We start from the raw sequence: 25,748 nt of genomic DNA on the forward strand, positions 1-25,748 counted from the left end.
TTTACATGTCTGCTGATACCCAACATTTTACCGGTACAGATCAATATATCGCGACTGATAGTCTTAAGCTCGCTGTAAAAGCAGCTCGTGCTTTACAAAAGCCTTTACTAATTAAGGGTGAACCTGGCACGGGTAAAACTTTGCTTGCTGAACAAGTAGCACAAAGTTTGGGTTTAAAACTGATCACTTGGCATATCAAATCGACAACCAAAGCGCAGCAAGGGTTGTATGAATATGATGCGGTTTCTCGTTTACGAGACAGCCAGTTAGGTGATGATCGAGTTTACGATATTAAGAACTATATTAAACCCGGTAAACTGTGGGAAGCTTTCACGAGTGAAGAGCGTTGTGTTTTGTTAATTGATGAAATTGACAAAGCCGATATCGAGTTTCCAAATGACTTGCTGCATGAACTCGATAAAATGTCTTTTTATGTTTATGAAACCAATGAAACAATTACGGCAACACAACGCCCGATTGTAATTATTACTTCGAATAATGAAAAAGAATTACCAGATGCTTTTTTGCGTCGTTGTTTCTTTCATTACATTGAGTTTCCAGATGAAGCTACAATGCGAGAAATCATTGCGGTTCATTTCCCAAATATCTCTGCAACACTAGTAAACGAAGCTTTACAGGTTTTCTTTAAACTACGTGAAATTCCTAATTTGAAGAAACCACCATCAACCTCTGAGTTAATTGATTGGTTAAGCTTACTCATGGCAGACGATATGCCAGAAGATGTATTACGCAATCGAGATACATCAAAAGCGATTCCACCTTTATATGGTGCGCTGATCAAAAACGAGCAGGATGTGCAACTCCTCGAACGTTTGGCTTTCATGTCTCGACGTTAAAGGAGGGAATAACCCATGTTTGTGCGGTTATTTTACACCTTACGTAAATACGGTGTTCCAGTTACAACTCGTGAACTCATTGACTTAAACCGTGCTGTGAGTGAAGGTTTGGTTTTTGCTGATCAAGAAGAGTTTTATCAACTTGCTAAAACAATTTTAGTTAAAGATGAGCGCTTTTTTGACAAGTTCGATCGTGCCATGAAAGATTACTTTGATGGCATTGAAACCTTTGATCTGGATGAGTTACTCAAGCAAGTTCATAAGTTACCAAAAGACTGGTTTGATTTAGAACTTCTAGAAAAGCATTTAACTCCTGAACAACGAGCAGAACTCCAAAAAGCAGGTTCCTTAGAAGAACTGATGAAAATGCTGGAAGAGCGTTTACGCGAACAGCATAAAAAACATCAGGGTGGTAACCGCATGCTGGGTACTGGCGGTACTTCACCTTTTGGTGCCTTTGGGGATCATCCAGAAGGCGTCAGAATCGGTGGACCAGGGCGTAAACGTTCGGCGGTTAAAGTCTGGGAACAACGTAAATATCAAAATCTGGATGACGACCAAGTTCTTGGTACTCGCCAGATGCAAATTGCTTTACGTCGGTTACGTAAATTTGCCCGTCAAGGTGCAGCTGAAGAATTAGACGTTGACGGTACAATCCGTGAAACAGCCAAGCAAGGTATTCTTGATGTTCAAATGGTACCTGAGCGTCGAAACCGAATAAAAGTGCTGATGTTGTTTGATGTGGGCGGTTCGATGGATGCTCACATTGCTCAATGCGAAAAACTGTTTAGTGCCGCTAAAAGTGAGTTTAAGACACTCGAATATTTCTATTTCCATAATTGTCTCTATGACTATGTTTGGAAAGATAACTACCGCAGAACAGCAACCCGCATGAACACATGGGATTTGTTTCACACCTATGGACGCGACTATCGTGTAATTGTAGTGGGTGATGCCAGTATGGCACCGTATGAATTGAAATCGGTGGGTGGCTCGGTTGAATATATGAATGATGAAACAGGTGAAGTTTGGTTACGTCGCCTACGTCAACATTTTGATAAAACAGCGTGGTTAAACCCTGAAACAGAAGGGTATTGGCATTACACTCAAACCATTGGTTGGATTAAAGAGATTTTTGAAAATCATATGTATCCAATGACGCTAAAAGGCATTGAGGATTTAACGCGTTACCTTTCTCGATAAGCTTAATAACTTTAATAATTTAAAAAAGAGGAATGATATGCAACATCAAATTAACGGTATTGCTTTGCCGAATGAACAAGGATTTTTTGGTGAATATGGCGGACAATTCATTCCTCCACATTTAAAAGAAGCAATGGATGAAATTAATGTTGCCTATGAAGAAATTCGTCATACAGCTGAATTTCAAAATGAACTATCAGACCTTTTTACGAATTATGTAGGCCGTCCAAGTCCCTTATTTCATGCGAAGCGTCTATCTGAACACTTAGGTGGCGCACAAATTTACTTAAAACGTGAAGATTTGAACCACACGGGCGCCCACAAAATTAATCACTGCTTAGGTGAAGCTTTACTTGCTAAATATATGGGCAAAAAGAAAGTTATTGCTGAAACAGGTGCTGGTCAGCATGGGGTCGCTTTGGCAACCGCTTGTGCATTAGTAGGAATTCCCTGTGAAATTCACATGGGTCAAGTCGATATCGAAAAAGAACATCCAAACGTGGTCAAAATGAAAATTTTGGGTGCTCATTTGGTGGCAGTTACACGTGGTACAGCAACATTAAAAGATGCTGTAGATAGTGCATTTGAAGAATATTTAAAAGATCCTAAAAACTTTATATATGCTATTGGTTCTGTTGTAGGTCCACATCCATTTCCTAAAATGGTTCGTGATTTTCAATCTATTATTGGCAATGAAATTAAAGATCAAACGCATCAGCGATTTGGAAAAAGTCCCGATTATGTTGTGGCATGTGTAGGTGGTGGTTCAAATGCAATAGGTGCATTTACTGCATTTTTAAATGACTCAGACGTAAAACTTGTTGGGGTTGAGCCAGCTGGACATGGTTTAGAAACCAATATGCATTCGGCAACGCTAACTTTAGGTAAGCCAAGTCAAATTCATGGTATGGCGTGTTATGTGCTTGAAAATGACGCGGGTGAACCTTTACCCGTGCATTCTATTGCTTCAGGACTAGACTATCCGGGTGTTGGGCCACAACACAGTTTTTTAAAAGATTTAGGTCGTGTTGAATATAGCACTGCAACTGACCAAGAATGTTTAGATGCTTTTATGATACTTTCTCGTGTTGAAGGCATTGTTCCTGCACTTGAAAGCTCACACGCTGTCGCATGGGCCATTCGAGAAGCACCAAAACTGCCGAAAGAAACCATGATCGTAGTGAATTTATCGGGCCGTGGAGATAAAGACTCTGATTATGTTGCCGAAAAGCTTAAGCTTTAAGTCGACTAATCTCCAAAAGCGGTCAGTATTTAAAGGCCGCTTTTTTATTTTAAAAATTTAAATCAATCTCTAGTTAAAAGTTCATTATTTCTTAATTAAAACAAAGTATTCTGATTTTAACGTGTGATTGTTAGAGATCGGCATGTAAAACTCCTGTTCACAAGGCAAAGCGTTGCTTTGCTGTACCTCACTCAGTAGAATAGTCACTTTGCAAAATTTGCCTTTGGAGACGCCTAAGTGGAGCGACCGACGATTAGCCCTGAACATTTACAGGAAGCTGCTGAAAATTTATCAACAATTCGAGATTTTATTCGTTTTGGGGTATCAGCATTACGTCAACATGATGCACATTTAGGACAAGGTACTGAAGATTATTTTGCAGAAAGCTCTGCATTAGTTTTACAAACCTTATCTCTTGAATGGTCAGCAGACGCAGAAATTCTAGATGCGAAGTTATTACCAAGCGAAAAAGCGGAATTTTTAAGCTTATTGGAACGTCGTATCAATGACCGTATTCCAACATCTTATTTATTAAATCTTGCTTATTTCTTTAATAAGCCATTCTATGTAGATGAGCGTGTACTCATTCCACGTTCACCAATTGCAGAATTAATTGAACAACGTTTTGCACCATATTGTTTAGATGAAAATGGTCAAATGCGTGAAGCTCTCAATAATTTACCAGAAAATGCAAAACCTAAAACCCCACAACGTATATTAGATATGTGTACAGGTTCTGGATGTATTGCGGTTGCTTTGGCTTATGCATATCCAGACGCTGAAATAGATGCAACTGACATTTCTAAAGAAGCTTTAGAAGTTGCTTCAATTAATACAGAACACCACAATAAGCAATATCAAGTTGCATTACTTGAATCTGACTTGTTTGCCAAGATTCCAGCTGAAAATCAGTATGATTTGATTGTAAGTAATCCACCGTACGTTGATGCTGAAGATATGGCTGACTTACCAGAAGAATTTTTACATGAACCTGAACTTGCATTGGCAGCAGGCCAAGATGGTTTAGATTTAGTTCGTAAAATGCTTGCACAAGCGGCAGATTACTTAACTGAAGATGGTCTTATTGTCATTGAAGTAGGTAATTCTGAATGGTCTATGCGTCAGAACTTTAATACGATTGATTTCAACTGGCTCACTTTCCAAAAAGGGGGTTCAGGTATTTTTGCTTTGACTGCTGAACAATGTCGCCGTTATAGAAAACTATTTGAAGAGCAAATATAAGGAGTTGGGCATATGGCAGGGAATAGTATTGGACAACTCTTTCGTGTAACCACTTGTGGTGAGTCTCATGGCGTTGGCTTAATGGCAATTGTTGATGGTGTGCCACCAGGCCTTGAGCTAACTGAAGAAGACTTGCAAAAAGATCTTGACCGTCGTAAACCGGGAACTTCTAAATTTGCGACTCAACGTAAAGAGCCTGATCAAGTTAAAATCATTTCAGGTGTTTTTGAAGGTAAAACGACAGGAACACCAATTGGTTTATTGATTGAGAATACTGATCAGAAATCAAAAGATTATGGCAATATTGCCCAAACTTTTAGACCTGGCCATGCCGACTATACATATACGCAAAAATACGGTTTCCGTGACTATCGTGGCGGCGGACGTTCTAGTGCTCGTGAAACTGCTATGCGTGTTGCAGCGGGTGCAATTGCTAAAAAATATTTGGCGGAAAAATTTGGCGTCTTGATTCGTGGTCACGTTACTCAAATCGGCAATGAAGTTGCCGAAAAACTGGATTGGAATGAAGTTCCGAATAATCCATTTTTCTGTGGCGATGTAGACGCTGTTCCACGTTTTGAAGCTTTAGTGACTTCTTTACGTGAACAGGGAACAAGCTGTGGCGCGAAGCTAGAAATTTTGGCTGAAAAAGTTCCTGTAGGCTGGGGTGAACCTGTTTTTGACCGTTTAGATGCTGATATTGCTCATGCGATGATGAGTATTAATGCGGTTAAAGGGGTAGAAATTGGTGATGGTTTTGCAGTTGCGGGACAGTTTGGTCATGAAACACGTGACGAATTGACCAGTAATGGCTTTTTAGCGAATCATGCTGGTGGGATTTTGGGTGGTATCTCAAGTGGTCAATCCATTCGAGTTGCTATTGCACTAAAACCAACAGCAAGCATTACGACACTAGGTAAAACGATTAATTTAAATCGTGAAGATACAGATGTGTTGACTAAAGGTCGCCATGATCCATGCGTAGGCGTACGTGCAACACCGATTGCAGAAGCAATGTTAGCTATTGTTTTAATGGATCACTTCCTACGCCATCGTGCCCAAAATGCAGATGTTATTCCTCCATTTGCGCCAATTGAACCTTAATCATATTTTTTGATTATAGTACTTAAAACCCCGTATTTAATTTAAATATGGGGTTTTAAGTTTTTATTACACTGAAGTTTCATTAAATTTTAAATTATTGTCTTGTCTTATAATATTTATATAAATATAATATTCTGCGATTTATTTTTGAATATATTTATCTGTGGATAATCAGCAATTAAATATTGTTAATTTTTACTAAACCAGATTTTTATATTTATCAAATAAAGTTAATTTAATCAAATTGCTTTTATATCAGCTTACTACACATATTTAAATTTTTATTACTTTAAACAAAGAATTTTCAAAGTCATCATTGAAATTGGGGAAATATCAATGAATCAATGCACATATAGAATTGGCTGTATGTCAAAGGATAGGCTATTGCCTAAAAATTTAGAGGCAATGATAAAAGTTATTCATGACTTATCTTTGTCATCTCATCTTTTAGGGAATTGGATATACAGTGAAGACAATCCAGACATACATATTATTGATTTAGATAGTGGCTACACCAATATACTTATTCCAAAAAAAATTAAGATCGTATTGAGTAATAATCCTGAACTTTTAAAAGGCTACCAATATGGTTTGAAGAGGCCAATAAGGTATCAGGAGCTTCTTAATATTTTACAAGATATTGAGAAGAATGAATATTTTAAAATTAGTCATCAAGAACGTATAACAAATAATGAGAATATAGTCTCTAAAAATCATTTAGAGACAAAGATACTTTATAAACTTGTGTGTTATCCAAACTTTAAAAATATTCATGCAGAGCAGATTGTTAATGTTACTAGAGTTTGTGCTTTATTATCTATTGAGTCAAAAACAGCTCAAGAAATTAAGAGGTTTTTGAATTTATCCCTTGATGAAATACAAAAAATTATAGAAATAATAAAAAAAGAAGCTTATCCAAATTATGAAACAATACATGAAAATATTGTTTCGATCTTACCATTTTCGGCTGAAACCATTTCTACTGTGCCGCAGAGAATAGAACAAAATTCTTTTTTTTATTTTTTAATTAAATTTTGGAAGAAACTGAAGAGAGGGTTCTAATGAAGTGGAATTTTCTACATTATATGGATTGGAGCCTATAATTTTTATTATCTAATACAAAAGTTGATTAATTGAAAGTCGCTAAATTTATTAAGTTTATATAAGCTATTTTTAACAGATGGTTTAAATTTAAATAAAAGAGGTTTTCGTATGTACTGATTCTAAATTATTTTTAGCTTTGCCACGGATGGAAAAGCTAATTATTTATATTGAGTCATTTCAAATGTAAGTCAGACTTTTTAAGTTAAATCTACAATTTGTTCTTCATTTACAGCGATCTTAAATTGATTACGCCCATTCGTTTTTGCCTTGTACAAAGCATGGTCAGCGCGAGCAACGAAAGCAGAAATTGAATCATTTAGACGTGGAATCGTGGTTGCCACACCAACACTAATAGTGACTTGTGGTGAAACATCACTACATGGGTGTTTAATTGCAATTTTATCAATAGCATTCATTAAACGTTCAACTTGGATTAAAGCTTGCTGAGAATTTGTCATTGGAAATAACAGTAAAAATTCTTCGCCACCATAACGAGCAACCAAATCACCACTGCGTGCGGCAATAGAGGAAATAGCAATTGCGATTTCTTTTAAGCATTCATCACCCTTTAGATGCCCTAAAGTATCGTTGTAAGCTTTAAAATAGTCGATATCGACCATCATGATGGTAAGGGGTGTTTCATGTCGTAAAGCACGGCGCCATTCGTTATCCAGTGTTTCATCTAGATAGCGTCGATTGGCTAAACCAGTGAGTGCATCTTGCTGGGAAAGCAAAGATAATTGCTGTGCTTGCTGCATCAGTTCAATGCGATTCAGCTCGATCATGCAGTTTTGTAAGTAGTTTTCTCGATGTTGGCGGTCAGTTGCATAGGCAAGGGTCATGCCCAAGAAACTACTGAAGGTGTAAGTTCGGTTCAAGAAAGTCCAGTCGATCACCCCATTTAAGTAGTTACTTACCAAAATTCCAACAAGTCCTCCAACCCATCCAGCAAATATGGCTGTGTAAAAACGCATACCTACTGCACCATAGATAATCACAATCGCATACATCATCGCCGCATGAAAAAGAACGTTCTCTTGGCCATTTTCTATAACGTTAATTAAAATAAAAGTAATTGCGACTGCTAAAGCTGAGCCAATTCCTACATAATAATCAAAATACTGATTTAATTTTTTAATAAACGATAAAATCCAGGCAAGAAAAATAATTACACCCACCCAAGAATAATAACTAAACCAGGGTAAAACTTGTTCAGTTGGCAATACTTGATATATACCAAAGCTTAAAAATATATATAATATTAAAATAATAGGCGCTCTATAGCGGAACTCATAGGCAGCACCGTTTTGGTATTGAAAACGATAAATCGTTTCAAGCTGCTTTGGAAACCATACGAAATTTAATCCTCGTGTGGTTAATAAATCTATTTGTTCCTGTCCCAATATATTGGAACCCTGCAACTTCATAATTAATACTCTCTATATTGGAAGTTGTCATAAAATGAGACTTATTTTTAGTAAAGTTCCATCTAAAAATATTGATTATATAATGTGTGATTTATTTAAAATAATAATACAGATTTTTTAAAAAAGTAATGATTTTTATCTGAGTTAAATGTGATAAAAATCACGACATTTCAATGATTAGCGTAACAATTATCTAAAGTATCGCAATCCATCGAAAAAAGTTACAAATGGTCGATTAACGATTGTATCTTTATCGTTTTCGGATAGACTTGTAGCGTGAAATACAGATGATTGCTGTCATATAAATAGGAAAATTAGCAATGACTGCTCTAAATCAATATGGAATGAATTTAGAAATTACGCCGCATAATGAATGGTCACAACGGTTCTGGGATGACCTGTTACCAGCAAAAGAACGGGTGAGTAAACATCCGTTTTTTACGGAAATGGCCAATGGGGGATTGAGCCTAGATAGTTTCCGATATGCGTTACTTAATTTCTATCCATTAGTCGCGCATTTCCCGTCATATATGGCTGGGGCGTTAGGCAAAGCAACTGGGTTTTCTGAACCTGGCGTTACAGAAGCACGAGATTGGTTAATCCAAAATATTAAGGTAGAAGAGCGACACTTAAAATGGTATCGCGATTGGGCTGGAGGTTTTGGTTTAACTGTCGATGAACTTGATAGTGTGCGGCCACCAGCTGCGATGAATGCAGTAAACCATTTCTTATGGAACATGAGTTATCGTGGAAATTTGGCAGAATGTCTTGCTGCAACAAATTTAGCAATTGAATGGGCAACAGGAGATTGGTCAATTCAGGTTTATAAAGGTATTCATACCTATACTAATCATCCTGAAGTCACGATTGATAAACGTTCTTTAGCTTGGTTGCGTGCGCATGCGCATTATGATGATCTTCATCCTTATGAAGCCATGGAGCTGATTAAGCGCTTATGTAATGATCGTCCTGATTGGCAGCAAAAGGCATTTCATGCTGCCGAAGAAGGGCTGCGGTATTATGAATTAGCCCTAGACGATTGCTATAAGGTACAGCTTCAGGCTTCTGCTTGATCTCACTTAAAAAAGGGAGAATATCGTATGGATATTCTCCCTTTTATTTTATTCAAGCAATTTTAAAAGTTTAGTTCGATAAGGTGTTTCTTTGGGTAATAATTCAAGTAAACGTTCAACAGCATCTACGCGGTCTGGAACTCGACTGACTACTCGTAATAATTGATCAATATCTTCAATTTGGTAAATCACATGACTCAAGCGAGCATCAAAGCAATCTCTCCATGCACATAAAAATGGACTTTCTGATTTAGCTAAAAAGCTCCCTCTATAAAGAGTAAGAGTAGTTGATGTGAAGCCTAGATTTAATGCTTGTTCTGCCATTAAAAAATCACATTGAATTTCACAGTTAAGTCGATAAGGCCGTGACTCAATGACCCCGGGTATTAAGTTTCTAAGTTGAGAAAGTTCTGCTTTTAAGGTAGTGGTACTTACGGGCCGGTCACCATATAACGCATAGTGAAGTTCTTCAAGATTAATCCCTTCTGGACAAAGGGTTAGAATACACAGAATTTCAATCTGGCGTTGAGTCAACGTCAGACTATGCTGATTATATTGAACTTTAGGAGTACCAAAGGCCTTAATATATAAAATATTTTTCTGATGAAGCTGAATTGCTTGCTTCACAATATCAGCGCATCTTTCAACAGCTAAAAGCCCCAGAGAATTATGTTTTTGATATTTAGTCGACAAATTCATAATGCCATAAAATTGGCCTGTATTTGTATCGGTAATAGGTGCTGCATAGCAGACCCAATCTCTTACACTATTCATTTGGTTTTCGTGTGAGTAAACGCAGTTAGCTGAATGAGTATTTAATGCTAGACCAATTGCATTTTGTCCCACTGCCTGAGTTGACCACTGACCACCTTCAACAAAATGAACTTGCTCAGCCGATGAGCGCATCGGTGTACTACTCCATGTCCAAAGTAGAGTGCCATGTGGGTCGGTCACACCAATTGCCATATCGGCATCTTCGGCAATATGCATTAAATTCCGATGACACTCGTGAATCGAACGACCAAACAATGAATGTTCCCATTCTTCGGTTAGATCAAATAATGGAGCCGCATCGAGGTCAACTGGTGGTTTTTTTCCTAATTGTTGAGAATGAGATGACTTTTCTGGCCGAAATAATGACGGCGTAGTATCTAAAAAAGGTGATGATAATTGTTTTGACATATCCATATCGAAATTCCTTTATCATTGAAATGGCGTATCCGTAGCCGCTCAACAGTTATAACTTTTTTATTGTGACTATTTCCTCGTTATCTGCTTACCTTAAATAAATTTATAGGTCTTGACCATTATCCTATTGGATAAGTTTTGTTAATTGGCTAATCCTTACGATAAGACATCTTGTCGGTTGAAAGGTTTTGGTACTGCTTCTCCAAAATATTGTCGATCAGCAAAATAGCTAGAACGAACCATCGGTGCACTCCAAATATTTTTAAAACCTAATCGTTTACCATGTCGAGTATATCGTTCAAATTCTTGTAAATTTACAAACCGATGAATAGGTGCATATGATTTTGAAGGCTGAAGATATTGACCAATCGTGACAAGATCTACTTGATAATCTTTTAAGTCATTAAGTAGAGCAAGTACTTCTGCCTCAATTTCTCCTAACCCAACCATTAAACCAGACTTGGTTTTGATATCGGGACAATATGCTTTAAAGCGTTTTAGTAGCTCTAGTGAGTGTTGATAGTCTGAGCCCGGACGCATCGCTTTATATAAACGAGGAACTGTCTCAATATTATGATTAAACACATCTGGTGGAGATAAACTCAAAGTTGTAAGCGCTGTCTCTAAACGACCGCGAAAATCTGGTACCAAAATCTCAATCAAAGTTTCTGGGCAACGTTTTCGGATTTCTTCAATGCACTTTACAAAATGTGCAGCGCCGCCATCGTGTAGATCGTCGCGGTCAACAGAGGTAATCACGACATATTTTAAGTTTAGGTTTGCGACCGTTTCTGCCAAATGTTTAGGTTCATCTTCATCTAAAGGTTTTGGGCGACCATGAGCAACATCACAAAAAGGGCAGCGACGAGTACAGATGTCTCCCATAATCATAAATGTAGCCGTACCGCCACCAAAACATTCGGGTAAGTTTGGACAGGCTGCTTCTTCGCAAACGCTATGCAACTTTTGTTGGCGCAGCAAATTTTTTATCCGTTTGATTTCTTCAAAATCGGTTATTTTTGCTCTAATCCAATCCGGTTTAGTGAGTAACTCTTCTGTAGGTAAAATTTTAATAGGAATGCGAGCGACTTTATCTGCTCCTCTTAATTTAATACCAGTTTCTGCTTGTCTTTTAAAATCCATATTCATAATTCCATTTTGTTTAAAAATTATTTAAACTCCTGTTTTTTTAATTTAACAACTTATTTAAATCATATTAATAAGTCGCAATTAATTAAATACACAGGGTGTGGCGAGTATTATAAAATAAGAAAGGTTGGTTAAAGGTTTGTTTTTTAACTCAATGAAAATTATAAAAATTTTTTTAAATTATTTTTATGGGTTAAGTTTTTGAAATTAAAAAATTAATTAATTTTATTTTAAATAAAAACTTTTTAGTCTAATAGATTAATTCTTGATTTTAGATTTAAGTATTTATAGCGAATTAGATTTTCGCTTGAAACTTGGTTGAACTTTTAAAATCAAGATAATAAAGGAAAAGGATATGCAATTAACGGAAGATCAATTACTCGCAGCATATAAACGCATGCGTGATATTCGTGAATTTGAGGATCGACTTCACGAAGAAAATACCAATGGTGATATTCCAGGTTTTATTCACTTATACAGTGGAGAAGAAGCTGTAGCAGTCGGGATTTGTGAAAATCTAACCGACAAAGACTATATCACTTCAACCCATCGTGGACATGGGCACTGTATTGCAAAAGGTTGTGACATTCACGCCATGATGCTGGAAATTTTCGGTAAAGATGACGGACTGTGCCGTGGAAAAGGCGGTTCTATGCATATTGCCGATTTGGATAAAGGTATGCTCGGTGCCAACGGAATTGTGGGCGGCGGGCCTCCTTTAGCAATTGGTGCAGCGTTGACAGCAAAAACCTTAAAAACTGGTGGCGTTGGACTGTCTTTTACAGGTGATGGCGGTTCAAACCAAGGCCTGACCTTTGAAGCAATGAACATGGCTGTTGTTCTTAAACTTCCAGTAATTTTTGTTTTCGAAAATAACGGTTTTGGTGAAGGAACGGGCCATGATTACGCGGTAGGAAGTAAGGATATTGCTGGTCGTGCAGCTGGTTTTGGTTTACCAGCAGTTAAAGTTGATGGTACCGATTTCTTTGCAGTTTATGAAGCGGCCCAAGCTGCTATTGATCGTGCACGCTGTGGTGAAGGTCCAAGTGTGATTGAAACCATTACGAACCGCTTTTATGGCCACTTTGAAGGTGACCCGGGCTTAATTCGCTCTAAAGAAGAGGTCGAGTTCATCAAAGAAAATAAAGATCCTTTGAAAATTTTCCGCGAGAAAGTCAAAGGCAAAATTGATGAAACCAAACTAGACGAGATTGATGCAGTATCTAAGGCAAATGTTGATGATGCTGTTGCTAAAGCTCGTGCTGCGGCATACCCACAACCAGAACAACTCCTTACCGACGTCTATGTCTCTTACTAAAGGAATAGTAAAGATGCCAAATAAAAGTTTTCGTAATGCGATTAAAGAAGCCATTGAATCAGAAATGCGCCGTGACCCAACGGTTTTTGTAGTTGGTGAAGATGTTCGTGGTGGACATGGTGGTAAGAATACCGAAGATAACGAGCTTGAAGGCTTCGGTGGAGTACTTGGTGTAACCAAAGGCTTATGGACAGAATTTGGTTCAGAACGTGTGATTGATACCCCAATTACCGAATCAGCGATTATTGGTATGGCCGCTGGTGCTGCGGCTACAGGTTTACGTCCTGTTGCTGACTTAATGTTTATGGATTTCTATGGCGTGTGTCATGACATGCTTTATAACCAAGCCGCTAAGTTCCGTTATATGTTCGGCGGAAAAGCAAAAGCGCCAATGGTTGTACGTGGCATGATTGGTGCAGGTTTTTCTGCTGCAGCTCAGCATTCTCAGTCACCATATAACGTATTTGCTGCGGTTCCGGGTTTAAAAGTTGTGGTTCCATCTAGCCCATATGATGTGAAAGGGCTATTAATTCAGGCTATTCGAGATGACGACCCTGTGGTGTTCTGTGAGCATAAAATGCTTTATGACATTAAAGGTGAAGTTCCAGATGATGCCTATACCATTCCATTTGGTGTAGCAAATTACACCCGTGAAGGGACAGATGTGACCATTATTGCTTTAGGGTTGATGGTACACCGTGCCAATGAAGTGGCAGACAAACTAGCAAAAGATGGTATTTCGGTTGAAGTGGTAGACCCTCGTACAATTTCACCTCTGGATGAAGAAGGAATTTTAGAGTCTGTTGCATCGACTGGACGTGTGGTTATTGTGGACGAATCAGCGGCACGCTGTGGCTTTGGGCATGATGTTGCTGCACTAGTTGCACAAAAAGGTTTCCACTATTTGAAAGCACCTGTTGAACTCGTAACGCCACCACATACGCCTGTTCCATTCTCTCCAGTTTTAGAAAAAGAATGGATTCCAAGTGTAGAGCGTATTGAGCAAGCTGTGCGAAAAACATTGGAGGCTTAGGATGAGCGAAATTAAAACGCTGGAGATCCCGAAATGGGGATTATCCATGGAAGAAGGCACGATTGCCCAATGGTTGATTAAAGAAGGTGATAGCTTTAATAAAGGCGATGAAATTTGTGAAATTGAAACCACAAAAATCGTCAATGTATTAGAAGCGCCTTTTGCTGGAACACTCCGTAAAATTTTAGCAAAAGACGGGGATACTTTACCTGTTGGTGGTCTTATTGCGGTATGTGCTGATAGTGAAGTTTCTGATGCAGAAATTGAAACGTTTATTGCATCACTAGGTGGTTCAGCAGCTAAGGCCCCTGAAGCACCTTCGGAACAAAGTAAAGCGCAAACATCTGCACCTGTTGCTGAAAAAGCAGAACAACCACATTCTGTAGCTGCAAGTGCTCCAGCTCCTGCAAAGGTAGCTAAAGGTGACTACGATGTACCGGAGTCATTGCAAGGCTATCAAACATCTGATGAGTTGATTACAACACCGCATGCGTTAAAACTTGCTGAAAAGCATAATGTGAACTTAGCGAAAGTCACAGGTTCTGGCCGTGAAGGACGTATTAGTGTTCAAGACATCCAGAAAGCTGTGCAGGCTGCTGGAGGTCAGTGGCCTGACGTTAAACAGCAAACTCAAGCTAAAGTAGTTAAATCTACTGCCGACGATAGCCGAGTTTCAGCGACGCCTGTAGCACGTCGTTTAGCAAAACAGTGGGGCATTAATTTAAATGACTGCCGTGTTTCAGGTACTCGTGGCCGGGTTTGTAAAGAAGATGTTGAAGCAGTTTATTATCGTAACAATCCAACGTCGGTAAATGAACAATCTGCTCAATGTGCTGTTGCTCAGCCACAGTCGACCGTTACAACTGTGGCGATGAATGGTATGCGTAAAGCGATTGCTTCACGGTTACAGGCTGCAAAACGTAACGCACCGCATTTCCGCCTAGTAGTCGATCTAAACGTAGAAGCTATGCAAAAACTACGTAAGCAAATTAATGAAACTGTGCCACAGGTGAAGCTTTCTATTAATGACATGTTAATTAAGGCAGCTGCAGCGGCACTCATTAAAGTACCTGAGGTGAATGTTCAATTTGATGAGGCGACTCAATCAATTTTACAGTTCTCTCAAGCGGATATTTCGGTGGCCGTAGCGATTCCAAACGGTTTAATTACACCCATTGTAAAAGCAGCAAATCAGAAGTCTTTAGCACAGATTTCCGATGACATGCGTGATTTGGCAACACGTGCCAAGACTGGCAAGTTACAACCTGATGAGTTTCAGGGCGGCAGCTTTAGCATTTCAAATTTAGGAATGTTAGGCATTAAACAGTTCGATGCCATTATTAATCCACCGCAAGGTGCAATTATGGCATTAGGTGCTTCTGAATCACGTGCTGTTGTTGAAAATGGCAATGTCGTGGTTCGTGAGATTGTCACAGCGACGTTGTCATGCGATCACCGCGTCATTGATGGTGCAGTTGGGGCGAAATTCTTGGCCAGCTTTAAGCAGTTTGTTGAAAATCCTGCTTTAATTTTGGTGTAGGAGAACCCGCATGTCAGAAGCTCAATTTGATTTAATTGTGATTGGCGCGGGACCGGGTGGGTATGTGGCTGCAATTCGTGCAGCCCAGCTCGGCTTAAAAACCGCAATTGTAGAAGAGCAACATTTAGGCGGAATTTGCCTAAATTGGGGCTGTATTCCAACCAAAGCTTTGCTTGCAGGGGCAGAGCTTGCAACTCAGTTTAAACATGCTGGACAGTTTGGTTTTCAGGTATCTCAACTCGATTTTGATATACAAAAGCTTGTGCAACATAGCCGACAAGTATCAGCTCAGTTAGTACAAGGCATCGATTATTTACTTAAAAAGAATCAGGTGACAGTGTTTAATGGCCGTGCTCAACTTATAGCGAAAGAAAAAATTGAAGTGACCGATGCTCAAGGTAATAGTCAGGCTTTGAGTGCACCCCATATTATTTTGGCAACTGGAGCTAAAGCTCGACATGTTCCTCAGCTTCATGTCGATGGAACGTACGTCTGGAGCTATAAAGAAGCTCTTGTTCCAGAGCAGTTACCAAAAACTTTACTGGTTGTGGGCTCAGGTGCAATTGGTAGTGAGTTTGCTAGTCTTTATCAAGACTTGGGCTGTCAGGTCACGCTTATTGATTTAGCCAAACAGATTTTACCGACTGAAGATGCAGAAGTTGCTCAATTTGTCAGAAAGCAATTTGAACAAAAAGGAATGAAAGTCTTAACCGATGCTGTTGTTCAAAGCATTCAAATTGAAAATGAGCAAGTTCACTGTGTGATTGAAACTGCAAGTGACGTTCAAACGATTGTTTTTGACCGTGTGCTTTCGGCAATTGGTGTACAGCCTAATACCACGGGGCTAGGACTAGAACGTTTAGGTGTAGAACTCAATCCACAAGGTTTTGTGGCAATTGATGACTATTGTAAAACCAATGTAGCAGGGCTTTATGCGATTGGTGATGTGGCTGGAGCACCGTGTCTTGCCCACAAAGCAAGCCATGAAGCCATGATATGTGTCGAGAAAATTGCTGGTGTAGCGAATGTACATTCGCTCGATCGTAGCCAGATACCGGGTTGTATTTTTACTCATCCACAAGTGGCGAGTATTGGTTTAACTGAAAATGCAGCAAAAGCTCAGAACCTACCTATACGAACCGGCAAGTTTTCTTTAACTGCGAATGGCAAAGCTTTGGCAATTGGAGATGCGTCAGGTTTCGTTAAAACGGTGATACATGCAGAGACGGGCGAACTACTTGGTGCACATATGGTAGGCCATGAAGTGACTGAACACATTCAAGGCTTTGCAATTGCTAAATATCTAGAAGCAACTGATGAAAGTTTAGCTCAAGTGATTTTCCCGCATCCAACATTATCAGAAGCCATGCATGAATCCATTTTGGCTTCAATGCAAAGAGCGATTCATATGTAGAAATTCTGCATTTACAGGAGTTGAACATGGTTAAGGGATTAAAAAATAAAGTCGCTTTAGTCACAGGGGCAGCTCAAGGCATTGGCCGTGGGATTGCCCTGCGCTTGGCGCAAGAAGGGGCACATATTGCATTAGTCGATATGAAACAAGATCGACTGAATGATGTGCAGCAGGAAATTCAGGCTTTAGGTGTAAATGCGAGCATATTTATTGCCGATGTCAGTGACCGCGAGCAAGTGTATGCTGCTATAAATCATGCTGAGCAGGCCCTTGGTGGGTTTGATGTCATGATTAATAATGCTGGAATTGCACAAGTTCAAGCGATTGCGGATATCACATCTGATGAATTTCAAAAAATTGTTGATATCAATATTGGTGGAGTGCTGTGGGGAATACAGGCTGCTGCTGCAAAATTTAAGCAACGCCAACATAAAGGTAAAATCATTAATGCCTGTTCAATTGCTGGGCATGATGGGTTTGCTTTACTCGGTATTTACTCGGCAACCAAATTTGCAGTACGAGCACTTACCCAAGCTGCTGCAAAAGAATATGCTAGTCAGGGTATTACCGTAAATGGATATTGTCCCGGAATTGTCGGAACAGATATGTGGGTTGAAATCGATAAACGTTTTGCTGAAATTACGGGTGCCGCAATCGGTGAAACTTATAAAAAATATGTGGAAGGTATTGCTTTAGGTAGAGCCCAAACACCAGATGATGTAGCCGCTTTAGTTGCTTTTCTGGCAAGTAAAGATTCGGACTATATTACGGGTCAATCCATTTTAACGGACGGTGGCATTGTCTATCGCTAAAACAACATCCTGATTTGAGGGAGATAATAATGAAAGCAGCGCGTTTTTATGACAGAGGCGATATTCGTATTGAAGATATCCCTGAACCAGAAGTCACTCCCGGCACTGTAGGGATTAAGGTAGCTTGGTGTGGAATTTGTGGTACAGATTTGCACGAATTTATGGAAGGGCCGATTTTTATTCCACCATGTGGACATCCACATCCTATTTCAGGTGAATCTGCACCGATTACCATGGGCCATGAGTTTTCAGGTGTGGTTTATGCCGTAGGTGAAGGCGTTGATGATATTGAAATTGGTCAGCATGTGGTGGTAGAGCCTTATATTGTGGCCGATGATGTGCCGACTGGACCAGGTGACAATTATCATCTTTCCAAAAATATGAACTTTATTGGTTTAGGTGGGCGTGGTGGTGGTTTATCGGAAAAAATTGCGGTTAAACGCCGTTGGGTGCATCCAATTTCCAATAAAATTCCACTGGATCAAGCAGCCTTAATTGAGCCGTTATCAGTGGGTCATCATGCCTATGTGCGTAGTGGTGCAAAGGCTGGTGATATTGCACTGGTAGGTGGTGCGGGCCCAATTGGTTTATTGCTTTCGGCAATTTTAAAAGCGAAAGGGCTTAAGGTCATCATTACCGAGCTAAGTGCAAAACGTAAAGAAAAAGCCAAAGAGTCGGGAGTTGCAGATTATATTTTAGACCCTTCAGAAGTTGATGTTGTTTCTGAGGTCATGAAAATTACCAATGGTGATGGCGTCGATGTCGCGTTTGAATGTAGTAGTGTTAACAAAGTGTTAGATACTTTGGTTGCAGCAGTCAAACCAACAGGCGTTATTGTTATTGTTTCGATTTGGAGCCACCCAGCATCAATTAATGTGCATAGTGTGGTGATGAAAGAGCTTGATGTACGAGGCACAATTGCCTACGTAAATGACCATCAAGAAACAATTAAACTGGTCGAAGAAGGAAAAATAAATCTTGAACCTTTTATTACCCAGCGTATTCAACTTGATGATTTGATTTCACAAGGTTTTGAAACCTTAATTCATAATAATGAGTCAGCAGTTAAGATTATCGTACAGCCCTAAATAAATACTTAAACCTATAAAAAAAGAGCAATGATTCGCTCTTTTTTTATTAAAGTAAATTGTTGTCTTGGGCTTCAATAATAGGCGGTAATGGCTGTCCTAAAGAGCTTAGAGACTCTCGCTCAATCAAGCGTACAATTGAATCGAGCGGTAAATCATTTTCTTGCAAACCAAAAGGTTCTTCAATTTGAGCACTTAAGGCGTCTAAACCTAAAAACATATAAGCGATTAAGCCGACAATAAGCGGTGTCCAAATACCTAAAGCCGCTTCAAGGCTAAACGGTAATATGAAACAAAAACAATAAACAGCGCGATGTAAAAGTACTGAATATGAATAAGGCAAAGGCGTGCCAGCAATTCGATCACAACCTGCTTGGATATTACCTAGCTCAACAATATGTCGATTTAAGGTGCTATAGATAATGTCACTAATTTCGCCATCTTTGAGTATTTTAACTAAATCTTTTTGAATGTTTTCGAGTACAAATTGCGGTGCATTAATATGCTCATTTAAATAATTAAGTGAAGAGTTATTTAAATACGCATGTTCAAGAAATTTGGTTGGTTCAGCGGTTTGTTGGCGCAGTCGATCACGTAATAAATTGCTAAAAATTAAGACCTGATGAATTAAATGTTCACGTTGTTCATTGGTGAGAACGTGGCTGTCTCTAACAATATGTCTGGCATTGGCAATTAAAGCTCCCCAAAGTTTGCGACCTTCCCACCATCGATCATAACAGGCATTATTTCGAAAACCCGTACAAATCGAAAGAATCACACCAAATATTGTAAATCCAATCGCGGGTACGGTAGGAATTTGAATCCAATGATAATAAGAAAGCCAAACTACACATGCTGAAATAAATACAACAAAACTCAATGCTGGCAAGACCTTGGGTAGAACAGTTCCTTTCCATGCAAATAAGAGTTTAAAAACGTTGCTTTTATCGCGAACAATCATAGAAAGCCTTTGAATTTAATGGATCTAACCAACTGCAATATGATACGCCTTAGATTCAACAAATACCTAGCTAAAGCTTATGTTTTTGTCTATATCGCCAAAGCGTTGTACGGCTAATACCAAAAATATTAGCAACCATATTCAGGTTATGGTCATATTTTTCTAAAGCAGCTTGTACATTTTCTGGACTAAGCTCGGTATTTGTCTCAGGCAATTTAACGTAATCGTCAGTATTTAAAAGTTCATTTGGTAAGTCTTCAACTTCAATCTCATCCTTACCATTTGCCATCGTTAATGCATAAAGTAGGGTGTTTTTAAGCTCGCGAACATTTCCCGGCCAGTCATAATTTAAAAGAACTTGCATGGCTTTTTGATTGACGTGACGAGGCATGGTGTCGAGTTGAGTTGAGCTTTCTTTTAAAATCTGATCGACAATGAGTGGAATATCGACTTTTCGTTCTCTGAGTGGTGGTATAAAAATTGGAATTACGCGTAAACGGTAGAGTAAATCATGACGGAACCGTCCGGCTTTAGCTTCTTCGCGTAAAGCTTTATGTGTTGCAGTAATAATTCGGACATTGGCTTGAATCGGTTTTTCACCACCTACAGGTGTAAATTCACCTGTTTCTAACACTCGTAATAATTTAGCTTGAAGCTCTAAAGGAATTTCGGCAATTTCATCCAGAAACAGTGTTCCACCAGCGGCACGTTCAAACACGCCTTTATGGTCACGAATTGCTCCTGTGAAAGCACCTTTAACATGTCCAAACAGCTCACTTTCTAAAATATTGGCATTGAGAGCAGCACAGTTAATCGCTACAAAAATTTTGTTTTTGCGCTGGCTATAATCGTGAATGGCTTTTGCTACCAATTCTTTACCACTCCCAGATTCACCGCGGACAAGCACTGGAAATTCAGTAATAGCTACTCTTTGAATAATCGAAAACATACGAGCCATTTCTGGTGAGCAGCTATTAAAAACTTTGGCTAAGTCTTTCAATTGCTCTGTTATTTCTAACGGTTCTGTAATGTCATTTTCATTGCTTATCGGCTGTAAAATATGTAGCTTCCCAATAATCCGATGCTCGGCAATATAAATATCATGTTCTTGATAGATAAATCGCTTTCTAACTTTAGGAGTATTAATTTCGAGATATTGATTGTGATGATCTTGAGTAAGCGCTGCCATGCTCTCGACAGAAATATCATCTGTGTTAAATTTATAGTGAATTGCGTGAGTCGTTGTGTCTGCTAAAAACAGACTCGCATTTGGGAATAAAGCCTTAAGTTGCTCAAATAAAATATAAAAATCTTGTTCTGACTCAAAATTTAGCTTTGCCATTTCATATGTTTCACAATCGTTTCATTGAAACATACTTGAGTTTCACAGTAACATCAAGAAAAGTTTATATTCTGATTCTAATTTTAAATTTTCAATTAACTATATGATTTTTAAACTTATTATTTAAATAAAAATAATTGGCATTGTATTTGCAAAATATAGGATAGAAATAAATTATCGGGGTATAAATCATGTTCTTTAAGCAATTTTTTGAACAAGAAAGTTCGACTTATACATATATGCTTGGATGTGAAGAAACACGAGAGGCTGTTTTAATTGACCCAGTGGCATCAGATATAGAAATCTATGCAAAAGAATTAGAAAAGCATCAATTTACGCTCATCTATACCTTAGATACACATGTTCATGCAGATCATATTACTGCTGCAAATTTACTGCGTGAACGTTTTCATTGTAAATCGGTTTTACATAGAAATTCAGATGTAAGTTGTGGAGATATTCTTATTACAGATGGTTGTACGCTGAAACCAGGCAAACTTAGTATTGAAGCACGTTATACACCAGGTCATACCAATGCTTGTACGAGTTATTTGGTGGGAAATATGGTTTTCACTGGTGATACATTATTAATTGATGGCTGTGGTCGAACTGACTTCCAGCAGGGAAATGCAGGCACACTATATGACAGTATTCATAATCAACTATTTAGCTTGCCTGACGAAACAATTGTTTACCCGGGACACGATTATAAAGGTCGTTTATCTTCAACGATTGGCAATGAACGTTTAAATAACTCACGTTTAGGCCAGAATCGTTCGCGTGAAGATTTTATTAAATTAATGAATAATTTAAATCTTCCATATCCAAAGCAGATCGATAAAGCACTTCCTGCTAATCAGGCCTGCGGCTCAATTTCACAATCATAAGGTGGCAATATGGAAATTAAACGAGTTAATCAAGAATTTTATGTTGCTGCTCAAATCACCGCTGATGATGTCGCAAAAATTGCAGATCAGGGAGTAAAGACTCTGATATGTAACCGCCCAGATGGAGAAGGTGCAGATCAACCCAATATAATTGAAATTGAAGAAGCAGCTCAGCGCCATGGCCTAAAGGTAATTTATCAGCCTGTTACCAGTGGCAAAATTACCGATCAACAAGTTGCCGAGTTTAAGCAACTTTATCAGAATGCCCAAAAACCTGTTTTAGCGTATTGCCGTTCTGGTATGCGTGCAATCAGTTTATGGGCTTTGACCGAAGTAGACTCAAAAGATGTGGCTTTGTTAGTGGAATCAGGTAACAAACTTGGTTTTAACTTAAAAGGCCTGGTTCCACGTATTTTAAAACGTGATCATGAACCAGCCACAATTCCTTGTTATAGCGTTGTGATTGTTGGTGCTGGGGCAGCTGGAATTTCTGTAGCATCGAGCTTACTGTCTCGTGAACCTCATTTAGATATTGTCATTATTGATCCAGCCGATACTCATTATTATCAACCCGGCTGGACCATGGTAGGGGCTGGTATTTTTAAACCACAAGTAACTGCACGCTCTATGGCAAGCGTGATTCCTTCAAAAGTTAAATGGATGAAAGCAGCCGTTGCTGGATTCGATCCTGAGCACAATCATGTTATTTTGGAAGGATGCCAACCGATTCAATATAAAGCATTGGTCGTGTGTCCTGGTTTAAAACTCAACTGGCATGGAATTGATGGTTTAGCCGAAACCTTAGGTAAAAATGGGGTGACGTCTAACTATCGCTATGATTTAGCGCCGTACACATGGGAACTGGTGCAACAGCTAAACAGTGGAAAGGCAATCTTTACCCAGCCGCCTATGCCAATTAAATGCGCCGGTGCTCCTCAAAAAGCAATGTATCTTTCAGCTGACTACTGGTTAAAGCAAGGCAAACTAAAAGATATCTCTATACATTTTTATAACACTGGCGCTGTTTTATTTGGTGTGAAGGAATATGTGCCTGCACTCATGCAATACGTCGAAAAATATGGCTCTGAACTTCATTTTAATCATCAACTGGTCAAAGTAGATGGGCCTGCAAAAAAAGCATGGTTTAAGGTAGTGAATGAGGAAAATGCAGCATTAGTCGAGACCGATTTCGATATGTTGCATGTTGTTCCACCCCAACAAGCCCCAGATTTTATTCGTGCTAGCACACTCACTGATGACGCAGGCTGGGTGAGTGTGAATCCTCAAACTTTACAACACACACAGCATGCCAATATTTTCGCTTTAGGCGACGTGATGAATGCGCCTAATGCCAAAACGGCTGCTGCTGCGCGCGCACAAGCTCCGATCGTCGCTGTGAATGTGATAACGCAGCTCAAAGGCGAGCAGAACTTCTGTGAATACAACGGCTATGGATCATGCCCACTTACTGTAGAACGTGGAAAAATTGTTCTGGCTGAGTTTGGTTACGGCGGTAAGCTTCTTCCAAGTTTTCCAAAATGGGTGATTGATGGGCAAAAACCATCTCGTTTGGCTTGGCTGCTTAAAGAACAGATTTTACCGCCCATTTACTGGCAAGGCATGCTCAAGGGCCGCGAGTGGATGGTCAAACCTGAGCGAGGATAAGTAAAGCAACGCTTTACCCGAGCGCAAGACGAGAACTATGTTCGAGTTAAGAGGATAAACAAAGCAACGCTTTGTTCTGAGAAGCGACTAAAGCTTCGCAGATTTATTCACTCATTAACCAGCAGTCCACTGCAAATGAAATATATGCAACTTTAGGCTTTTGATATGTTACTACTTGTCGTTGAAGGCATCGTGATTGGCTTTTTACTTGGTCTAACTGGGGCGGGGGGCGGTATTCTTGCCGTACCCGCACTTATGACCAGTCAAGGCTGGACAGTGGCTCAAGCAGCGCCTATTGGTTTGCTCGCTGTCGCACTCTCTACACTCATTGGAACTATTGAAGGCTTATTTAAAAAGATAGTTCGTTATCGTGCTGCTATTTGGATTGCCTTAATTGGTGCCCCTATGGCACATATCGGTATTTTAATAGCCAATGCGATTTCACCTGTCTGGCTCATGTTAATGTTTAGCTTGGTCATGTTTACAGTGGGCTATCGACTCATCAGTAACCGAGTTTCGGATTTCCACAACCCGCCGTGTCAGGTCAACCCAAGTACAGGACGCTTTATCTGGAATTTAAAAACGGGAAGCGTTCTTGCCAGCATTGGAATTATCGCGGGGCTTTTAACTGGTATGCTAGGTGTTGGTGGCGGCTTTGTAATTGTGCCAGCGCTTAGAAAAGTCACAAATTTGGATATGCATAGCATTGTTGCAACCTCACTTATGATTATTTTCCTCATTAGTGGGATAAGCATTGTGATGCATATTGCAGAGGGTTTTCACTATCCAGTAGCTATTACTAGTGCGTTCGCACTCGCATGTGCATTTGGTATGTTATTAGGACGCAGAGCTATTCGTTTTATTCCGTCTGCAATCGTGCAAAAAGTCTTTGCTTTGATGGTTTTTGCTGTCGCAATTTATATGGTCATTAAGATTGTTAATCTAACAAATATCTAAACGATATAATATTTTAACCTTCTCTATAAATAGCAATTTTCCAAAGATAAGATGTTAAAATTATCTTTGGAAATTTGATTTAAACCATATAAATTTTTGACAAAGCGATATGAAGCGAATTAACGTGGCAATTTGTGGTTTTGGAAGGATTGGACAACAAATTGCAGAGCTTCTTTTAAATCGATCGACATACTATCAACAAAAATATCAAATTGATGCCCGTTTAGTGGGTGTCTGCAACTCATCATCAGGCTTAATTGATCAAGAAGGTTTACAAGCTTCAATGTGGGTAGATAAAACACAGTATCAAGTAGGCCTAACTGAGCAAAAGTTTTTAGAGCAGGTTCAAGCAGATGCCATTATTGAAACAGGGCCAAGTGACTATGTGACAGGTGGAAAAGGACTATTTTATTTAAACTATGCTTTAACACATAACATGAATGCGATTGCAGTATCGAAAGGTGCTCTAGTCGTAGATGGTAAAAAATTAATTAACTTGGCGCATCAGCACAATAAAAAACTATTTTTTAGTGGTGCGACTGCTGCAGCTTTACCAACTGTTGATTTATTTGAATATAACTTGGCTGGCTGTCAAATTTTAGAAATAGAAGGTGTCTTTACCGGAACCACAAATTTTATTTTGAATGATATGTTGCAACATGAATGTGCGTTTGCAGAATCTCTTGGAAAAGCTCAAGCAAAAGGGATTGCAGAACCTGACAGCTCTTTCGATGTAGATGGGTGGGATACCGCTGCCAAAATTACGATATTGGCAAATACTGTTTTGGGAGCTGATGTAAAAATTCAAGATATTCCAAGACAAGGAATCAGTCATGTGACTGCTGATCATATTCGTGATTGGAAAAAAGAAAATCTAATTCCTCGTTTGGTGGGTTTTATTCATAATAAAAATCAGCAAATTCAGACAGGTGTTGAGTTAAGGCTAGTTCCAACACATCATCCTTTTGCTCATCTGCAAGGTTCTAATAAATGCATTCGAGTGTTAACTCAAGAAATGGGTGAGCTTGTTGTAAGTGGAGGAGCATCTGCGCCCTTAGCTACAGCAGCTGCGGCTTTAAAAGATTTCGAGTTGATGCTAAAAATGAGCTGCTAAAATTAATTATTATTTATAAAAAAGCAG

General features: G+C 39.1%; 22 protein-coding genes. 17 read left to right on the plus strand and 5 right to left on the minus strand.

Going from position 1 to position 25,748, the window contains the following annotated elements:
* Nucleotides 1-5 precede the first annotated feature (5 nt).
* The 6 genes from ACT53H_RS07855 to ACT53H_RS07880 all read left to right on the plus strand — a co-directional run bounded on the left by ACT53H_RS07855 (nt 6) and on the right by ACT53H_RS07880 (nt 6,711).
* Nucleotides 6-857: an AAA family ATPase gene (locus ACT53H_RS07855; protein ID WP_002113662.1), complete on the plus strand. Its 852-nt coding sequence runs from the start codon at nt 6-8 to the stop codon at nt 855-857.
* Nucleotides 858-872: 15 nt separating this feature from the next.
* Nucleotides 873-2,060, plus strand: coding sequence for a vWA domain-containing protein (locus tag ACT53H_RS07860; RefSeq protein WP_174741065.1), 1,188 nt, complete (start codon nt 873-875; stop codon nt 2,058-2,060).
* Between the two features lie 37 nt (nt 2,061-2,097).
* The gene (gene trpB, locus ACT53H_RS07865; protein ID WP_476008975.1) at nt 2,098-3,303 is read left to right on the plus strand and encodes a tryptophan synthase subunit beta; all 1,206 of its coding nucleotides are present in this window, start codon (nt 2,098-2,100) and stop codon (nt 3,301-3,303) included.
* Nucleotides 3,304-3,540: 237 nt separating this feature from the next.
* Complete coding sequence (prmB, locus tag ACT53H_RS07870; RefSeq protein WP_111853831.1) at nt 3,541-4,545, plus strand: 50S ribosomal protein L3 N(5)-glutamine methyltransferase; 1,005 nt, start codon at nt 3,541-3,543, stop codon at nt 4,543-4,545.
* 12 nt (nt 4,546-4,557) lie between these two features.
* Nucleotides 4,558-5,649, plus strand: a complete 1,092-nt coding sequence (aroC, locus tag ACT53H_RS07875) for a chorismate synthase (RefSeq protein WP_174732008.1) — start codon at nt 4,558-4,560, stop codon at nt 5,647-5,649.
* Between the two features lie 336 nt (nt 5,650-5,985).
* Nucleotides 5,986-6,711 (plus strand): hypothetical protein, encoded by a 726-nt coding sequence (locus ACT53H_RS07880; RefSeq protein WP_474769743.1) that lies wholly within the window; start codon nt 5,986-5,988, stop codon nt 6,709-6,711.
* Nucleotides 6,712-6,950: 239 nt separating this feature from the next.
* Here ACT53H_RS07880 and ACT53H_RS07885 read toward each other — a convergent pair whose 3' ends face one another.
* A complete protein-coding gene (locus ACT53H_RS07885; RefSeq protein ID WP_174732745.1) occupies nt 6,951-8,180 on the minus strand; it encodes a GGDEF domain-containing protein in 1,230 nt (409 codons plus the stop codon).
* Nucleotides 8,181-8,500: 320 nt separating this feature from the next.
* On the opposite strand from ACT53H_RS07885, the gene ACT53H_RS07890 reads away from it, so the two are divergent.
* The gene (locus tag ACT53H_RS07890; protein ID WP_174732502.1) at nt 8,501-9,253 is read left to right on the plus strand and encodes a TenA family transcriptional regulator; all 753 of its coding nucleotides are present in this window, start codon (nt 8,501-8,503) and stop codon (nt 9,251-9,253) included.
* A 48-nt stretch (nt 9,254-9,301) separates the two neighbouring features.
* Here the strand turns inward: ACT53H_RS07890 and ACT53H_RS07895 are convergent, their stop codons facing one another.
* Both ACT53H_RS07895 and lipA read right to left on the minus strand, forming a co-directional pair.
* Nucleotides 9,302-10,441 (minus strand): transcriptional regulator, encoded by a 1,140-nt coding sequence (locus ACT53H_RS07895; protein ID WP_476008976.1) that lies wholly within the window; start codon nt 10,439-10,441, stop codon nt 9,302-9,304.
* A 156-nt stretch (nt 10,442-10,597) separates the two neighbouring features.
* Nucleotides 10,598-11,584 carry a lipoyl synthase gene (gene lipA, locus ACT53H_RS07900; RefSeq protein WP_476008977.1) on the minus strand — a complete coding sequence of 329 codons (987 nt, stop codon included), beginning with the start codon at nt 11,582-11,584 and terminating at the stop codon, nt 10,598-10,600.
* Between the two features lie 361 nt (nt 11,585-11,945).
* Between lipA and ACT53H_RS07905 the strand changes: the two genes are divergently transcribed.
* The 6 genes from ACT53H_RS07905 to ACT53H_RS07930 are packed head-to-tail and all read left to right on the plus strand — an operon-like array spanning nt 11,946 to nt 18,795.
* Nucleotides 11,946-12,908, plus strand: a complete 963-nt coding sequence (locus ACT53H_RS07905) for a thiamine pyrophosphate-dependent dehydrogenase E1 component subunit alpha (protein ID WP_476008978.1) — start codon at nt 11,946-11,948, stop codon at nt 12,906-12,908.
* Nucleotides 12,909-12,921: 13 nt separating this feature from the next.
* The gene (locus ACT53H_RS07910) at nt 12,922-13,941 is read left to right on the plus strand and encodes an alpha-ketoacid dehydrogenase subunit beta (protein WP_005304999.1); all 1,020 of its coding nucleotides are present in this window, start codon (nt 12,922-12,924) and stop codon (nt 13,939-13,941) included.
* Nucleotide 13,942: 1 nt separating this feature from the next.
* Nucleotides 13,943-15,481 carry a 2-oxo acid dehydrogenase subunit E2 gene (locus tag ACT53H_RS07915; RefSeq protein ID WP_476008979.1) on the plus strand — a complete coding sequence of 513 codons (1,539 nt, stop codon included), beginning with the start codon at nt 13,943-13,945 and terminating at the stop codon, nt 15,479-15,481.
* Between the two features lie 10 nt (nt 15,482-15,491).
* Nucleotides 15,492-16,895: a dihydrolipoyl dehydrogenase gene (lpdA, locus tag ACT53H_RS07920; protein ID WP_476008980.1), complete on the plus strand. Its 1,404-nt coding sequence runs from the start codon at nt 15,492-15,494 to the stop codon at nt 16,893-16,895.
* A gap of 26 nt (nt 16,896-16,921) precedes the next feature.
* Nucleotides 16,922-17,707 carry an acetoin reductase gene (locus tag ACT53H_RS07925; RefSeq protein ID WP_476008981.1) on the plus strand — a complete coding sequence of 262 codons (786 nt, stop codon included), beginning with the start codon at nt 16,922-16,924 and terminating at the stop codon, nt 17,705-17,707.
* Nucleotides 17,708-17,736: 29 nt separating this feature from the next.
* On the plus strand, nt 17,737-18,795 hold the full coding sequence (locus ACT53H_RS07930) for a 2,3-butanediol dehydrogenase (protein WP_004841242.1): 1,059 nt from the start codon (nt 17,737-17,739) through the stop codon (nt 18,793-18,795).
* A 49-nt stretch (nt 18,796-18,844) separates the two neighbouring features.
* Here the strand turns inward: ACT53H_RS07930 and ACT53H_RS07935 are convergent, their stop codons facing one another.
* Both ACT53H_RS07935 and ACT53H_RS07940 read right to left on the minus strand, forming a co-directional pair.
* On the minus strand, nt 18,845-19,756 hold the full coding sequence (locus ACT53H_RS07935; protein ID WP_312821908.1) for a bestrophin family protein: 912 nt from the start codon (nt 19,754-19,756) through the stop codon (nt 18,845-18,847).
* Nucleotides 19,757-19,826: 70 nt separating this feature from the next.
* Nucleotides 19,827-21,098, minus strand: coding sequence for a sigma 54-interacting transcriptional regulator (locus tag ACT53H_RS07940; protein WP_312821909.1), 1,272 nt, complete (start codon nt 21,096-21,098; stop codon nt 19,827-19,829).
* A 191-nt stretch (nt 21,099-21,289) separates the two neighbouring features.
* Here ACT53H_RS07940 and ACT53H_RS07945 point away from each other — a divergent pair, with 191 nt between their 5' ends.
* From ACT53H_RS07945 to ACT53H_RS07960, 4 genes are all read left to right on the plus strand, one after another.
* On the plus strand, nt 21,290-21,985 hold the full coding sequence (locus ACT53H_RS07945) for an MBL fold metallo-hydrolase (RefSeq protein ID WP_174729713.1): 696 nt from the start codon (nt 21,290-21,292) through the stop codon (nt 21,983-21,985).
* Nucleotides 21,986-21,994: 9 nt separating this feature from the next.
* A complete protein-coding gene (locus tag ACT53H_RS07950) occupies nt 21,995-23,650 on the plus strand; it encodes a bifunctional protein tyrosine phosphatase family protein/NAD(P)/FAD-dependent oxidoreductase (RefSeq protein ID WP_174740456.1) in 1,656 nt (551 codons plus the stop codon).
* Between the two features lie 165 nt (nt 23,651-23,815).
* Entirely contained in the window at nt 23,816-24,607 is a 792-nt protein-coding gene (locus ACT53H_RS07955) for a sulfite exporter TauE/SafE family protein (protein ID WP_174740458.1), read from the plus strand.
* A gap of 109 nt (nt 24,608-24,716) precedes the next feature.
* Entirely contained in the window at nt 24,717-25,721 is a 1,005-nt protein-coding gene (locus ACT53H_RS07960) for a homoserine dehydrogenase (protein WP_476008982.1), read from the plus strand.
* Nucleotides 25,722-25,748 lie beyond the last annotated feature (27 nt).

This window comes from Acinetobacter sp. DMC2 (assembly GCF_056314305.1).